Raw genomic sequence first — 13,922 nt, 5'->3', positions numbered from 1 at the left:
ACGATGGCTATTAGCAAAAAGCAGCGATGCATCTTTGAAACATTTGTGATACAAAATGCCCGCTGCCCTGAAACACGGGCGGCAACGTTCTCAGGGCGGGGTGTAACTCCCCACCGGCGGTAATTACGCGCAATGCGTATAGCCCGCGAGCGCTTGGCGCATCAGACAGCTTTTTGGCTGATGATGGGGCAAGGTCAGCAGACCCGGTGTGATCCCGGGGCCGACGGTCATAGTCCGGATGAAGAGAGAACGGGATTGGCGCCAAAGGGCCGTTAACCAGAGGGGGACTCCCCGTCTGCACGTACCCTTAAATCCCATTCGATTCATATGCCCTGTTTTTCACACAAACAGGAGTCAGAACATGCAACCTACCGCTATTCATCACAACGAACGCGTCGCTTTCATCCAGGCCAGCTGGCACAAAGAGATCGTCGATCAGAGCCGTAAAGGCTTCCTGGCCGAGATGCTTGAACAGGGCTATCAGGAAAGTGACATCGATTTCTTTGAAGTCGGCGGTGCCTTCGAAATCCCGTTGCACGCCAAACTGCTGGCCAAGACGGGCCGCTACGCCGGCATCGTCGGTGCCGCACTGGTGGTCGACGGTGGCATTTATCGTCACGATTTCGTGGCGCAGTCCGTGGTCAGCGGCCTGATGCAAGTGCAGCTGGAAACTGAAGTGCCGGTGTTCTCGGTCAGCCTCACCCCGCACCACTTCCACGCGGGCGAAGAGCACCAGAAATTCTTCTTCGACCACTTCGTGCACAAAGGTCAGGAAGCGGCGAAAACCTGCGTAGACACCCTGCAGAAAATCCGCGCTATCAAGCGTTTGGACAGCCAGCAAAAACGCGCGGTGTAAGCGCTGAAACCTCCTGTAGGAGCGAGCTTGCTCGCGATCTTTAGCTTTTAAAGATTAAAAGATCGCGAGCAAGCTCGCTCCTACAGGCTGCCGATATTTAAGCAAACGCTGTTGCTTTCACCGGCTTGATGATGATCCCCGCCCGCAGGCCGTTCTTGACCTTGGGGTTGGGAAAGATGATCCGTGCACCCTCTTCCTCGATAACCCAGCGGGTTTTTGGCGTGTCTTGCGCCAGCAAATAACCTTTGGGCAACTCAGAAAAATTCTCGATATCCGCCGGCAAGTGCATCAGAAACAAGTCTGTCTGTTTGATCACTTCCCGCGCCACGCTGAACAACTGCAAGCCGTCCAGCGACGCGCCTTCCAGCGACGGCTCAGTGCCTTCGATAATCTGCTGCAAGCGCAATTCCAGACGCTCGACGTTAACCCCGTCGTTATGCCCAAATGGCCGGGCCTTGCCCAGCTCCAGGGTAAACGCCTCGGCGCCCAGCTGATCGTATGTGTAAGCGCTGAACACGATGGAAGGCTTGTTCTGCAACAGCACCGCTTCCATGCCAGCGGCCCGCAGGCGCGCCAGTTGATCGCGGGAATGCTTGCGCCCCTCTTTGAAGGGGTACAAGGCGAACTGCTCAATCTTGGAACCGCGAATGGCCGTGTGCAGATCGAAATGCAAACGGGTGCGCTCAGGGGCATTGAAAAACGTCTCGGCCAGGTGCTCAAGCTCACAGGCACGCAGGGCTTCTGGCCCGCTGCTGCTTTCATGGCGGCCGTTAAACAGACGATTGAGGTCTTCTTCGACAAACCGTGCGCCCGTGCGCATGGCGCCCGGGTTGCCGAACAAAAACAGAATGCGTGCTCGCGGCTTGATCTCACCGCGAGCAATGGCATGGATCAGGCGATCGAGCAATTCGATCGGCGCTGTTTCATTGCCGTGGATGCCGGCCGACAACAGCACGTCCATGCCGTTGTCGCGCGCCTCAGGGGGGCGCACCTCAAGCGCGCCCTCGGCCAGCCAGCGCAAACGCACGCCATCGACAGTCAGTTGAGTTTTCTGGGCCGGTTCACGTCCGGTCAAGGTCAGTTCAAGCAGTTTGCCGAGAGCGAGCATAGGGCATCCTTAATCAGTGATTGCAGTCCGGGCCGTGCACGTGACCGTCTTCGCCATCTTCGTCACTCATGTCAGCCGGTTCCATTTCCAGTTGCAGACTAACAAGGTTAGTGGCCAATGGGCGCAGCAACAGGTTGGCGTATTCAGCATCGCCTTCTTCTACATCTACACCAATCAGCAACTGGCCACGGCCGTCTTGCTGGATCCACAGCTCTTTACCTTGCCACAGGACCGCGACGCGGGTGCAGGAGGTTTGCAGTTGCGTGCCGTCGGTGTCTTCAAGGATCAGTTGCAGGGAATCGCTCATAATTTCGCTCTCATTGGAAAATCAGGTGGCGCGTGCGCAACAGGCAAACACGCGCGGGGGTCAATTGATCTGAAACGGATAAACCGAGCCCAGTTTAAGGATTTGCGTCAGTTCATCCAGTGCCGTCCGGCATTCAAGCAGCAATTGCGGGTCTGCCAGGTCGCTTTCGCGCAAGGCATCGCGGTAGTGCTTGTTCACCCAGCCGGTCAGCGTGTCGTACAGCGGGGCCGACATGATAACCCCAGGGTTGACCGCCGCCAGCTCTGTTTCGTTAAGCGCCACACGCAAGCGCAGGCACGCCGGGCCGCCGCCGTTCTGCATGCTCTGCTTGAGATCAAACACCTTCACTTCGCGGATCGCCCCGCCAGCGCTGGTCAGGCCTTGCAGGTAGCTCCAGACACGCGGGTTGGCGCGGCACTCTTCGGGCACGATCAGCAGCATCGAGCCATCAGCACGACTGAGCAGTTGGCTGTTGAACAGGTAAGAGCGCACTGCGTCATCGACGGTCACTTGATCGCGCGGCACGCAGATGGACTCAAATGCAGCCCCGCGCGCGGCCAGCTTGCGACGCAGCTCGTCGAGCATGGCTTCGGTATTAAGGAAGGCATCCTGGTGATGGAACAGCAGCTCGCCATTACCCACCGCGATCACGTCGTTATGGAACACGCCCTGGTCAATCACCGACGGGTTTTGCTGGGCAAACACCACGCCCTCCTCGCTCAAGCCGTGCAGACGCGCCACGGCTTGTGAAGCTTCGAGGGTTTGGCGTGCCGGGTACTTTTGCGGCGCGGGGTAACGGCTGTCGAACGCACTGCGCCCATAGACAAAAAACTCGACCCCGGCCTCGCCGTACTCACGGCAAAAGCGTGTGTGGTTGGCGGCGCCTTCATCACCAAACTGCGCCACTGCCGGCAACGCCGCGTGGTGCGCAAAGTGCTGCTGATCGGCAAACATCGCGCCCAGCACGCGGCTGGTGGTCGGGTGCTCGATGCTGCGGTGGAACTTGCAATTGAGGTTGGCCGCGGTGAAATGCACGCGGCCATCGGCGGTGTCTGCGCTTGGGCTGACCGTGGCGGCGTTGGCCACCCACATGCTGGAGGCCGAGCAACTGGCAACCAGCAACGGCATGGCGTCTTTGGCGGCGCGCTCAATCACTTGTGCGTCAGTGCCGCTAAAGCCCAGGCTGCGCAAGGCGGCGACATCCGGGCGCTCTTGCGGCGCCAGCACGCCCTGGACAAAGCCCATGTCCATCAGCGCTTTCATTTTTTCCAGGCCTTGCAGCGCGGCTTCCTTGGGGTTGGATGCCTGCTGGCTGTTGCTCTGGGACGCGACATTGCCAAACGACAAACCGCCGTAGTTATGGGTCGGCCCCACTAGACCGTCAAAATTGACTTCAAAGGATTTCATCGGTGAGGCTCCGGCAAACGGTGGTAATAGACAAGGTAGAGCACTTGACCTGTGGGAGCGGGCTTGCTCGCGATGGCATCAACGCGGCTTAACCGTAAAACCGCGCAGCCTGCATCGCGAGCAAGCCCGCTCCCACAGTGACGACATGAGGCCTTAAGACAATCGCACGCCTGGGGTCAGAGCGGCGGGCAGCGCCAGGGTCGGGGTTTCTAGCGACGCGACCGGGTAAGCGCAATAATCAGCGGCGTAATACGCGCTGGCGCGGTGGTTGCCGGACGCGCCGACACCGCCAAACGGTGCGCTGCTGGCGGCGCCCGTGAGTTGCTTGTTCCAGTTCACAATCCCGGCCCGGCTTTCAAGCCAGAACTGCTGGTAGCGCGCTTCGGAGTCCGAGAGCAAACCTGCGGCCAAACCGAACGCGGTGTTGTTGGCCTCGGCAATCGCGGCGTCAAAGTCGCTGTAACGAAACACTTGCAGCAACGGCCCGAACAGCTCTTCGTCAGAACGCTCGCTCACGCCCGTCACATCAATAATGCCCGGCGTGAGCAACGCCGCCGTGGTGCTTGGCTGGGTCATGCGCAGCAAAACCTGCGCCCCGCTGTCGATCAACAGAGTCTGTGCAGCCAGCAGATCACGCGCCGCTGACAACGAAATCACCGAGCCCATGAACGGTGCCGGTTGCTGGTCAAACGCGCCCACTTCGATGAGTTTGCTGACCTCGACCAGCCGCTCAAGCAGACGGTCGCCCCATGCGCCTTGCGGCACCAGCAAACGCCGCGCACAGGTGCAACGCTGGCCAGCCGAGATAAAGGCCGACTGAATAATCGTGTACACCGCGGCGTCCAGGTCTGCCACCTGATCGACCACCAGCGGATTATTGCCGCCCATCTCCAGAGCCAAAATTTTGTCCGGGCGCCCGGCGAACTGTTGATGCAGGCTGTTGCCGGTGCGGCTGGAGCCGGTGAAGAACAACCCGTCGATGCCCGCATGAGCGGCCAACGCGACACCGGTCTTGCGCGCACCTTGCAGCAGGTTCAGCACACCCGCTGGCAAACCGGCTTCGATCCAGCACTTGACCGTCAGCTCAGCGACCTTAGGGGTCAGCTCGCTCGGCTTGAACACCACGCTGTTCCCCGCCAGCAACGCCGGGACGATATGCCCGTTAGGCAAGTGGCCAGGGAAGTTGTACGGGCCGAACACCGCAACCACGCCGTGGGGCTTGTGGCGCAGCACTGCGGTGGCATCGCCCAGCGGGCCGATTTTTTCACCGGTGCGCTCGCGGTAGCTTTGTACCGAGATCGCCACCTTGTTGATCATGCTGGTGACTTCGGTGGCCGACTCCCACAGCGGCTTGCCGGTTTCTTCACCGATGCAGCGGGCCAGTTCATCGGCGTGGGTTTTCAGGCTCGCAGCGAAGGCTTCGAGCACGCTCAGGCGCTCTTCGAAAGACCGCTTGGCCCAGGCCGGAAACGCCTGACGCGCAGCTTTGACTGCTTCGCTCACCTGCTCGGCATTGGCCGCGTGGCCCGTCCACAGCACCTGCTGGGTGACCGGGTTCAGCGACTCGATGATTTCGCCCTGACCGTTCTGCCAGGCGCCTGCGATATACAACGTGCTCATTATTTGGACTCCCGCGACGCGGCTGGCTGGGCAGATAACGGGACGGCGCGCACTTGATCGCCTGCACTCAGTTGCAGACGCTTGGCCGTCAGTTTGTCGACCACCAGCGTGCCCGCCGCCAAACGTGCCGGGGCGGCGGTGATGCGGCACTCTTCACGTTTGCGGTTATGAATCAGGTAAGCCGGGGCGTCATCGCCCGGAGTGCCGATGGCCAGCACCAGCGCCTCACTGTCACGCACCGCGCGAATCTTGGTGGTTTCGCATTCCACTGCCGGGCCCGCGTCGAAAATATCGACGTAGCCCTGATAACTGAACCCTTCGCTTTTGAGCATGTTCAGCGCAGGCTCGGTGTCGGTATGCACCTTGCCGATCACGGCGCGGGCGCTTTCGGACAAGAAGCAGGTGTACACCGGAAACTTGGGCATCAGCTCGGCGATAAAGGCTTTGTTGCCCACGCCGGTCAGGTAATCGGCCTGGCTGAATTCCATTTTGAAAAAGTGCCGCCCCAGGCTTTCCCAGAAAGGTGAGCGGCCGTTTTCATCTGACATGCCGCGCATTTCGGCAATGATCTTGTTGCCAAACAGCTCGGGGAATTCAGCGATAAACAGCATCCGCGCCTTGGCCAGCATGCGGCCGTTAAGGCCATTGCGGTGATCGGCACTGAGGAACAACGAGCACAGCTCAGAGTTGCCCGTCAGGTCGTTGGCCAGGAACAGGGTCGGGATTTCGCGGTAAATGTTCAGTTCCTGGGAGGCGCTGACGGTCAGGCCAACCCGGAAGTTGTACCAAGGCTCACGCAGGCCGACGGCGCCAGCAATGGCCGAAATACCCACCACTTTGCCGTCATCGTTTTCGAGCACGAACAGGTAGTCGGCATCGGCGCGTTCAGCTTCGCCACGAAAGGTTTTTTCAGCCCAGCTCACACGGTGCAGCAGGCGCTGTTCATTGGCCGGCAAGGTGGTCAGGCCGGTGCCCGTGCTGCGGGCCAGTTCAATCAGGGCCGGTAAATCGCTACTGCGTACAGGACGAACGATCATGCTATCTCCTTAAACAGGGCTCGCGGGCGAACCCCGTGACACTCGCTCAAACGCGTTAAACCGCAACCACTCGCACGCTGACGCCTTCGCCAACGCCGAGCGCTTCGGCCGCTTCCAGATCCAGCGTGACCGGCTTGCCCGGCGCCCAGTCGAGCTCCAGCAAGACGGCGCGGTAGTCCTGCAACTGGGCATTGGCCACCAGGTACGGGCGACCGCCTCCGCGAATCGGCTCACCGATCTTGACCGGCACTACGCGGCTTTGAGCGATCGAGCGGATGCCCGAGACCCGCGCATGCAGGGTCGGGCCGCCGTCGAAAATGTCGATGTAATGATCGGTTTCAAAACCTTCACGCATCAAAATGTCGAAGGTGATTTGCGCACGCGGGTGCACCTGGCCCATGGCTTCCTGGGCGGTATCGGGCAGCAGCGGCACGTAAATCGGATAATGCGGCATCAGCTCGGCGAGGAAGGTGCGGCTTTTCAGCCCGCACAGGCGCTCGGCGGCGGCGTAGTTCAAGTCGAAGAAGTTGCGGCCAATGGCGTCCCAAAAGGGCGAGTCGCCGTTTTCATCGCTGTAACCGACGATCTCGGTGACCACCGAATCGGCAAAGCGCTCCGGGTGGTTGGCCACAAACAGCAGGCGGCCTCGGGAGTTGAGTTCGGACCAGGCTGTGCCCACCAGATCCGGGACCACATAAAAGCTGGTCAGCAGGCTGTTGCCGGTCAGATCGTGACACTGCGACAGCACGTGGATCTTGTTGTGGATCTTCAGTTCGCGCGAGGCGTGAACGAAGGTCTCGTTACGAAAACTATAAAAAGGCTCGGAGTACCCGGCCGACGCGACGATGGCCGAACAGCCCACCAGCTTGCCTGCGGTGGTGTCTTCAAGGACGAAGAAGTAACTTTCTTCGCCATTGAAACTGACTTCAGCGGCAAACGAGGCTTCGGAAGCGGCGATCTTGTCGCGCAGACGGTCGAGGTCGTCCGGCAATGAAGTGACACCAATCGGGCTGTCCGCAGCCAGACGCTGTACCTCGCTCAGGTCAGCCATTTGCGCGGGGCGCATCACCAGCATGGTGTCACTCCTTAATCCAGAAAATAAAAAATGGGGCCCTGTGGGAGCGAGCATGCCTCTCGGTCTTTTAAAAGATCAAAAGATCGCGAGGCGAGCTCGCTCCTACAGGGTTATGGCGTGGATCAGGCGGTCAGGTGTTTGATTGCACGCTCAAAACGATCCAGGCCTTCGGTGATGTCTGCTTCTTCAACCACCAGGCTTGGGGCGAAACGCACCACGTCCGGGCCGGCTTGCAGGATCATCAGGTTTTCTTTTTCAGCTGCGTTGAAGATGTCTTTGGCGCGGCCTTTCCAGGCATCGCTCAAGACGCAGCCCAGCAACAGGCCTAAACCACGCACTTGGGTAAATACGCCGTACTGCTGGCCGATTTGTTCAAGGCGGATTTTGAACAGTTGATGTTTGGCCTCAACGCCCTGCAACACGTCCGGGGTGTTGATCACGTCGAACACAGCGTTGCCCACTGCGCATGCCAGCGGGTTGCCGCCGTAAGTGGTGCCGTGAGTGCCGACAACCAGGTGTTTGGCCAGGTCTTCGGTGGTCAACATAGCCGCGATCGGAAAACCGCCGCCCAGGCTTTTGGCGCTGGTGAGGATGTCCGGGGTCACGCCGTAGTGCTGGTAGGCAAACAGGTGGCCGGTACGGCCCATGCCGGTTTGCACTTCGTCAAACACCAGCAAGGCATTGTGCTGGTCGCACAGCTCGCGCGCGCCTTGCAGGTAAGCCTGCTCGGCTGGCAATACGCCGCCTTCGCCCTGGATGGGCTCCAGGACCACGGCACAGGTTTTGTCCGAGATCGCCGCTTTGAGCGCGTCGAGGTCGTTGAACGGGATGTGCGTGATGCCGGTGATTTTTGGACCGAAACCGTCCGAGTACTTCGACTGCCCACCCACGTTGACGGTGAACAGCGTACGGCCGTGGAAGCTGTTGAGGGCCGCGATGATTTCGTATTTCTCTTCACCGAAACGGTCGAACGCCACGCGACGGGCCAACTTGAAGGCGGCCTCGTTGGCTTCGGCGCCGGAGTTACAGAAGAACACGCGCTCAGCGAAGGTGGCGTCTACCAGCTTTTTAGCCAGGCGCAGCGCAGGCTCGTTGGTGAACACATTGGACACGTGCCACAGGTTGTTGGCCTGCTCGGTCAGTGCGCCTACGAGCTCCGGGTGGGCGTGGCCCAACACGTTAACCGCGATGCCGCCTGCGAAGTCGATGAGTTCGCGCCCCGACTGATCCCAGACTCGGGAACCGGCGCCACGCACAGGAATGAAAGCAGCAGGTGCGTAGTTCGGAACCATGACCTGATCGAAATCGGCGCGTTGCACCGGGGCTTGCTCAACGGACATCGGAGTCTCCTGATGAGAAACGCCTGCCTAAAATGGCGAGCGATGGGGGGATTGTAAGGACAGATGGTGATGCGGCCTTGCCGCCAAGCGACAACTTCTTATAGCGCCAAACCCCGGTTTAAGCGGGTTTATAGCAATGCGACATATTGCGTCGCAAAGACGCAGTTTAAACGCTGGGCGCGTCGAGAAAAGCCTTTTGTAACGAGAAAAAACACCGGCACCCCATAACGGTAGGAGCGAGCTCGTCTCGCGATCTTTTAACGGTCAAAAGATCGCGAGACAAGCTCGCTCCTACGCGGGCGGTGAATGGCGGGTTAACCGCGTTCGGATGGCACCGAGGACAATTCGAACGGGCTGCTGCTGCGGCGCTGGTTGCGGTCTTCGCGGGGCGTGGCACCGAAGAAATTGCGGTAGGCGCTGGAGAAATGCGGACCCGAGGAGAACCCGCACGACAAGCCGATCTGGATGATCGATTTGCTGGTTTGCATCAACATCTGACGCGCCTTGTTCAAGCGCAGCTCCAGGTAGTACTGGCTAGGGACGCGATTGAGGTACTGCTTGAAGATGCGCTCCAGCTGCCGACGGGAGACGCACACATGCTGGGCGATTTCATCCGTGGTCAGCGGCTCTTCAATGTTGGCTTCCATCAGCAAAACGGCTTGGGTCAGTTTCGGGTGGCTGGAACCCAGTCGGTTTTGCAAGGGGATGCGCTGGCGCTCACCGCCTTCTCGGATTCGCTCAACCACCAGCTCTTCAGACACCGCACCCGCCAATTCGGCACCGTGGTCGCGGGCCAGCAAGGCGAGCAACAGATCCAGTACCGACATGCCACCACAGGCGCTCAAGCGATCACGGTCCCAGTCAAACAAGTGGCTGGTGGCAATCACCTTGGGGAAGCGCTCAGCGAAGTCATCTTGCCAGCGCCAATGCACGGCCGCGCGGTAGCCATCGAGCAGGCCCAGTTGCGCCAGCGGATACACCCCGGCCGACAACCCGCCAATCACGCACCCCGCACGCACCAATTGCTTGAGCGCACTGCTGAGCGCCGGAGCAATGGCGGCGGGCGGCTCATCGGCCACCAGAAAGAGCTTCTGGCACCCTTCAAGCTTCCCGGCCCACGGCTCACCGGGTAATTGCCAGCCCCCTGCCACGACGTCGGTCGGTGCTTCTGCTTGCAGAAAAACCAGTTCGTAAGCCACTTCGGGGTGCACCCGTTGGGCGACCCGCAAGGCCTCCTCGGCCAGCGCCAGCGTCAATGCTTTGGTGCTGGGCCAAATCAGGAAACCTATTCGATGGGCAGTCATGGCATGCAATCCGAAACGAAAACAGTGTTAATGCCGAAGGTGGCAACAACCAAGCTAGATCCGCCACCGCTTATTCCGGGAAGCATGCACTAAGTTGGTGCAAAAAGCAGTCTCACAACCCATTTAATTACTTGAGGCTGCCCGACAAGAACTGCTGCAGACGCTCGCACTGCGGGTTCACCAGCACTTCGCGCGGGTTACCGCTTTCTTCAACCACGCCTTTGTGCAGGAACACCAATTGGTTGGACACTTCGCGGGCAAAGCCCATTTCGTGAGTCACCACCACCATGGTCCGGCCTTCCAGGGCGAGGTCTTGCATGACCTTCAATACGTCGCCAACCAGCTCCGGGTCCAGCGCCGAGGTCGGCTCGTCAAACAGCATGACCTCTGGCTCCACCGCCAACGCACGGGCAATCGCCACACGCTGCTGCTCACCCCCGGACATATGCCCAGGGTAGGCGTCTTTACGATGGGACACGCCGACCTGGTTGAGGTAGTGCTCGGCTTTTTCCCGCGCTTCGACCTTGGACATGCCCAGTACGTGCACGGGCGCTTCCATGATGTTTTCCAGCGCGGTCATGTGCGACCACAGGTTGAAATGCTGGAACACCATCGACAGGCGCGAACGCATGCGCTGCAACTGTTTAGGGTCTGCCGCTACCAGGGCGCCGTCTTTTTTCGCGACCAGTTTGAGCTCTTCGTTGTTGAGCAAAATCTTGCCGGCATGCGGCTGCTCAAGCAGGTTGATGCAACGCAAAAAGGTACTTTTGCCTGAACCGCTGGAACCGATGATGCTGATCACATCACCTGCCTTTGCAGCCAGAGATACGCCTTTCAGCACCTCGTGACTGCCGTAGCGCTTATGCAGGTCTTGGACTTCAAGTTTGTACATGCTGTCGGTTCTCACAAAAACAGTGGGTCAGACGTTGAGCGCGGCTCAACACTCAGGCCTTGCGCGGGGCCATGTAGCCCAGCCAGCGGCGTTCTGCCAATTTGAACAGGCGTACCAGAATGAAGGTCAGGCACAGGTAGAACGCACCTGCGGTGATGTAGGCTTCAAACGGCAAGTAATACTGCGCGTTAACGGTACGCGCAGCGCCGGTGATGTCGATCAGGGTCACGATGGACGCCAGACTGGTGGTCTGCAGCATCATGATCACTTCGTTGCTGTATTGCGGCAGCGCCCGGCGCATGGCCGACGGCAGCAAAATACGGCGATACATTTTGCTCGGGGACATGCCCATCGCCTTGGCGGCTTCGATCTCGCCATGGGGCGTGGCCTTGAGGCTGCCCGCAATGATTTCGGCGGTGTAGGCGCTGGTGTTGATCGCAAACGCCAGGCACGCACAAAAGGTTGCACTGGACAGCAAGGGCCACATAAAGCTTTCGCGCACGACTTCAAACTGGGCCAGGCCGTAGTAGATCAAAAACAGCTGCACCAGCATCGGCGTGCCGCGAATCACGTAGGTGTAGAGCCACGCAGGGAAGTTGACCCACGGGCGCTTGGACACCCGCATCAGGCCCAGCGGCAGCGCCACCAGCAAACCAAAGAACAGTGAAATGCCCAGCAGCTTGAGGGTTTCAACCATGCCGCTGAGGTACAGCGGCATGCTGTCCCAAATGACGTTGTAGTCGAAGATCATAGCTCAGCCACCTTTACGCCGACCGAGTAGCGCTTTTCAAGTTGTCGCAACGCCAGCAGCGACACGCTGGTCATTACCAGGTACAGCGCGGCCACCGCGAGGAAGAACGTAAAAGGCTCGCGGGTGGCATCTGCCGCCTGCTTGGCCTTGAACATCATGTCTTGCAAGCCGACCACCGAAATCAGGGCCGTGGCTTTGGTCAACACCAGCCAGTTGTTGGTAAAGCCCGGAATAGCCAGACGGATCATCTGCGGCACCAACACCCGGAAAAACACCTGGAAACGGCTCATGCCGTAGGCCACACCCGCTTCCGCCTGACCTTTGGGGATCGCCATAAAGGCACCGCGAAAGGTTTCGGACAGGTACGCACCAAAGATAAAGCCCAAGGTGAACACGCCAGCCGAGAAGGGGTTCAGGTCGATGTAGTCGTCGTAGCCCACCAGCGGGGCGACGTTGTTCAGCAGGTTCTGACCGCCGTAGAAAATCAGCAGGATCAGCACCAGATCGGGAATCCCACGAATGACCGTAGAGTACAGATCGCCCAGCCAAGCCAGCCAGCGCACTGGCGACAGGCGCATAGAAACACCAATCAGACCTAGAACAATGGCCAGGGCCATGGACGACAAGGCGAGCTGTAGCGTCAGCCAAGCGCCATCGAGGATGACAGCCCCGTAGCCTTTCAACATGATTCAGGCCCTCGAAAAAAAAGCGTGAAAATTAGGATGAAAAAATGGCGCAAACTTCAGAGACCCTGTCGCTTGCGCCATTTCAGACTTACAGCCGCGATGATTTACTTGGCTTCTGGGCCGTAAATATCGAAGTTGAAGTATTTTTTCTGGATTTCGTCGTACTTGCCGTTTGCACGGATTGCGGTGATTGCACCGTCGATTTTGTCTTTCAGCTCTTTATCGCCTTTACGCACGGCGATACCGATGCCGTCACCGAAGTACTTGGCGTCAGTGAACGAAGGACCTACAAACGCGTAGCCTTTACCAGCCGGGGTATCAAGGAAACCTTCTTGCAACAGGGTGGCGTCAGCCACGGTGCCGTCCAGACGACCGGCTTCGATGTCCAGGTAGATTTCGTTCTGAGAGCTGTAAGGCACAACAGTAGCGCCTTTAGGGGCGAAAACTTCCTTGGCGAAACGGTCGTGAATCGAACCGCGCTGCACGCCGATCTTCTTGCCTTTGAGCTCTTCCAGCGAATCAGAAACGGTTGTGCCGTCCTTCAGCACCAGGCGCGCCGGGGTCAGGTAGTAGCGGTTGGTGAAGTCCACAGACTTCTTGCGGTCGTCGGTGATCGACATCGAGGACAGGATGGCGTCGATCTTGCGCACTTTAAGTGCCGGGATCAGACCGTCGAACTCTTGCTCGACCCACACACACTTGACCTGCATCTGCTCACACAGAGCGTTACCGATGTCATAGTCAAAGCCCACAATGCTGCCGTCCGGTGCCTTGGAGGCAAACGGAGGGTAAGCGGCTTCAATGCCAATTTTCAGCGGCTTTGCATCAGCAAACGCCTGCAAGGACAGCACGGACAGTGCCAGGGCGCCAAGAAGCACGAGTTTCTTCATCTTAGGACTCCATCGGTAAAGGGCAATAAATGCAGAGTGAGCCTGAGCCCAATATGCGGAGGTTAAACCGGGAATGCGGCGCCACGTCCTGTTGGTGTTGAAACGAGTTCAGCACTACGACAACGAGCGAGTGATCGGCATTCTAACGACAGGCTTCAAGCCGTTATTTCTTCAATGCGACAACATATTACAAATGCACCGAGAAAGGCGGCTACAGGCATTGACAGCTCTTCAAATTCGTGCAAGAGCAAAAGATATAGAACCTATATGAGTTGCAAATAGCGGGCCTATTATTCGCAAACCCTTCTATTCCGGCAAGTGTAGCCTTTAATCTAATTTTTTAAGGGCCGCCCGAGCGCTCTAAAACGGTGCCTTTGGTGTCACATAGCCCCGTTTTTGGGCGTACGGTTACACACGGGGTAACACTTGAACAAACCCCGGACCCCGCAGGCGTGGCCGCCCCGTCTTCGACGCCGCGCTGTCGCGCAGCAAACAGGCCACCGAGTCTCTTCAGCATCCCCCAATCGGTTCCCTCTCCTTCGGGAGAGGCGTGGTGAGGGGGCTCTTAGATAAAGATCAAAAGATCGCGAGCAAGCTCGCTCCTACAAGCGCCTTTAGAATCAATCACTTATTTTATGTTTGATAAGAG

Annotated in this window: 13 protein-coding genes and 1 riboswitch; of the genes, 1 reads left to right on the top strand and 12 read right to left on the bottom strand. The window is 58.8% G+C overall.

The window, feature by feature from the left end; all coding sequences use genetic code 11:
- Nucleotides 1-82: 82 nt before the first annotated feature.
- Nucleotides 83-255: riboswitch (FMN riboswitch) on the top strand.
- A 106-nt stretch (nucleotides 256-361) separates the two neighbouring features.
- The gene (locus tag AAEZ03_RS21600) at nucleotides 362-856 is read left to right on the top strand and encodes a 6,7-dimethyl-8-ribityllumazine synthase (RefSeq protein WP_048367866.1); all 495 of its coding nucleotides are present in this window, start codon (nucleotides 362-364) and stop codon (nucleotides 854-856) included.
- Between the two features lie 97 nt (nucleotides 857-953).
- On the opposite strand, the gene astE is transcribed toward AAEZ03_RS21600, so the two are convergent.
- The 12 genes from astE to aotJ form a co-directional block, all read right to left on the bottom strand.
- On the bottom strand, nucleotides 954-1,964 hold the full coding sequence (astE, locus tag AAEZ03_RS21595) for a succinylglutamate desuccinylase (RefSeq protein WP_350581434.1): 1,011 nt from the start codon (nucleotides 1,962-1,964) through the stop codon (nucleotides 954-956).
- A gap of 13 nt (nucleotides 1,965-1,977) precedes the next feature.
- Nucleotides 1,978-2,271: a hypothetical protein gene (locus tag AAEZ03_RS21590; RefSeq protein WP_048367870.1), complete on the bottom strand. Its 294-nt coding sequence runs from the start codon at nucleotides 2,269-2,271 to the stop codon at nucleotides 1,978-1,980.
- A gap of 60 nt (nucleotides 2,272-2,331) precedes the next feature.
- Nucleotides 2,332-3,678, bottom strand: coding sequence for an N-succinylarginine dihydrolase (astB, locus tag AAEZ03_RS21585; RefSeq protein ID WP_350581431.1), 1,347 nt, complete (start codon nucleotides 3,676-3,678; stop codon nucleotides 2,332-2,334).
- A 153-nt stretch (nucleotides 3,679-3,831) separates the two neighbouring features.
- Entirely contained in the window at nucleotides 3,832-5,301 is a 1,470-nt protein-coding gene (astD, locus tag AAEZ03_RS21580) for a succinylglutamate-semialdehyde dehydrogenase (RefSeq protein ID WP_350581458.1), read from the bottom strand.
- On the bottom strand, nucleotides 5,298-6,335 hold the full coding sequence (astA, locus tag AAEZ03_RS21575; protein ID WP_048367873.1) for an arginine N-succinyltransferase: 1,038 nt from the start codon (nucleotides 6,333-6,335) through the stop codon (nucleotides 5,298-5,300). The genes astD and astA overlap by 4 nt, the downstream gene beginning before the upstream one ends.
- Before the next feature lie 55 nt (nucleotides 6,336-6,390).
- Nucleotides 6,391-7,410, bottom strand: coding sequence for an arginine/ornithine succinyltransferase subunit alpha (aruF, locus tag AAEZ03_RS21570; protein ID WP_048367875.1), 1,020 nt, complete (start codon nucleotides 7,408-7,410; stop codon nucleotides 6,391-6,393).
- Between the two features lie 122 nt (nucleotides 7,411-7,532).
- On the bottom strand, nucleotides 7,533-8,750 hold the full coding sequence (locus AAEZ03_RS21565) for an aspartate aminotransferase family protein (RefSeq protein ID WP_350581427.1): 1,218 nt from the start codon (nucleotides 8,748-8,750) through the stop codon (nucleotides 7,533-7,535).
- Nucleotides 8,751-9,064: 314 nt separating this feature from the next.
- A complete protein-coding gene (gene argR / locus AAEZ03_RS21560) occupies nucleotides 9,065-10,054 on the bottom strand; it encodes a transcriptional regulator ArgR (protein ID WP_123749795.1) in 990 nt (329 codons plus the stop codon).
- 127 nt (nucleotides 10,055-10,181) lie between these two features.
- Nucleotides 10,182-10,946: an ABC transporter ATP-binding protein gene (locus AAEZ03_RS21555; protein ID WP_048367881.1), complete on the bottom strand. Its 765-nt coding sequence runs from the start codon at nucleotides 10,944-10,946 to the stop codon at nucleotides 10,182-10,184.
- A 52-nt stretch (nucleotides 10,947-10,998) separates the two neighbouring features.
- Nucleotides 10,999-11,697 (bottom strand): ABC transporter permease, encoded by a 699-nt coding sequence (locus AAEZ03_RS21550; protein ID WP_048367882.1) that lies wholly within the window; start codon nucleotides 11,695-11,697, stop codon nucleotides 10,999-11,001.
- Nucleotides 11,694-12,383 (bottom strand): ABC transporter permease, encoded by a 690-nt coding sequence (locus AAEZ03_RS21545; RefSeq protein WP_048367884.1) that lies wholly within the window; start codon nucleotides 12,381-12,383, stop codon nucleotides 11,694-11,696. Before AAEZ03_RS21545 ends, AAEZ03_RS21550 begins: the two co-directional genes overlap by 4 nt.
- A gap of 104 nt (nucleotides 12,384-12,487) precedes the next feature.
- Nucleotides 12,488-13,273, bottom strand: a complete 786-nt coding sequence (gene aotJ, locus AAEZ03_RS21540; protein ID WP_153336367.1) for an L-arginine-binding protein AotJ — start codon at nucleotides 13,271-13,273, stop codon at nucleotides 12,488-12,490.
- Nucleotides 13,274-13,922: the final 649 nt, after the last annotated feature.

It is taken from the genome of Pseudomonas sp. HY2-MNA-CIBAN-0224 (genome assembly GCF_040310285.1).
GTDB classification, from domain to species: Bacteria; Pseudomonadota; Gammaproteobacteria; order Pseudomonadales; family Pseudomonadaceae; genus Aquipseudomonas; species Aquipseudomonas helleri.
The sequence above is the reverse complement of the archived record's forward strand: the minus strand, read 5'-3'. Positions and strand labels throughout refer to the sequence as shown.